Origin of the sequence: Parasedimentitalea huanghaiensis (assembly GCF_009753675.1) — a bacterium.
GTDB lineage: Bacteria > Pseudomonadota > Alphaproteobacteria > Rhodobacterales > Rhodobacteraceae > Parasedimentitalea > Parasedimentitalea huanghaiensis.
Map to the genome: position 1 here is coordinate 1 of NZ_WQLV01000035.1, position 1352 is coordinate 1352.

Here is a 1352-nt window from a genome sequence, read left to right on the forward strand (position 1 = left end):
AACTTCAATACTCTAAAATTGCAGTTTTAAAAACAATGACACGCATAGGTGGCGCCCGCTAGTTCTCCCTCATAGGCTTAGAAATTTATGGGTGTGGGAATGAGCGGGCAAGTGGTCACTGGAACAAAGGCAGCCGACAAAATTAATGTTGGGGATGAAGGCCATACCATTGATGCAGGCGATGGGAATAATGTGGTTACCGCTGGAAATGGCGACAACACCATTGATGCAGGTCTCGGCAATGACAAAGTGACGGTTGGGGATGGCAACAACGCTGTTCAGGTCGGCGATGGTACCAACCGTGTTGTGGTTGGGGATGGGGATAACACGATCCAATCTGGCAAAGGCAATGATCAGATTACCCTGGGTCGCGGATCAAATGTTGTCTCCTCTACTGGTGGCAATAATCGCATTATCGGCTCGGATGGCAACGCCCAGATCAATACCGGCAGCGGCAAGGATGACATCCGCCTTGGTCATGGCGACAACAGGGTTGCAGCGGGCGACGGGGCCAATCGGGTGACCACAGGTGATGGTGACAACCGTATTGAAACCGGATCAGGCGCGGATCGCATGACCCTTGGCGATGGGGACAATCAGATTGCCGCCGGAGCAGGCAAGAACCAGATCATCGCTGGTGACGGCCAGAACGAAATTTCCGCAGGCTCTGGTGACGACAAGATCACTGTCGGCAATGCCGCCAATGAAATTGACGCAGGCGACGGCAGAAACACCATTAAGGCGGGTGCTGGCGACAACCAGATCACAACCGGCAAAGACAGCGACAGTATTCTGGTCGGGGACGGACACAACACCATTGACGCTGGCGATGGCACCAATCGCGTAACAGTTGGCGACGGCAACAATACCATCCGGTCTGGCAGTGGCAAAGATGACCTGCGGATCCGCGATGGCAACAATCAGATTTCCGCAGGCGACGGCGACAACAAAATCACAGTGGGTGATGGCGACAATATCATTGAGGCTGGGGCGGGTCGGGACACGGTTCTGGTGGGGCGCGGTGCCAACGACATTTCTGTTGGAGATGGCGACAATAAAGTAACTGTCGGTGCTGGGGACAACACGATCACCTCGGGTTCAGGCAAAGATGACATTCGCACCGGCCACGGCAACAACACGATCTCCGCAGGTGACGGCAACAACAAGATCCAGGTCGGAAATGGCTTCAATCAGATCGAAACCGGATCAGGCGCTGACAACATTCGCGTGGGCAATGGCGATAGTTCTATCCAGGCTGGAGACGGCAAAAACACTATTTCTGTTGGGGATGGGTTCAATCAGATTGAAGCTGGCAGCGGTGATGATCGGATTTCAGCTGGCGATGGTGAAAA

1 protein-coding gene is annotated in these 1352 nt (G+C 53.9%); it reads left to right on the forward strand.

What is annotated here, in order from left to right; genetic code table 11:
• Positions 1-99: 99 nt before the first annotated feature.
• On the forward strand, positions 100-1352 hold a 1253-nt coding region (locus GO984_RS23265), incomplete at its 3' end, for a calcium-binding protein (RefSeq protein WP_167740500.1).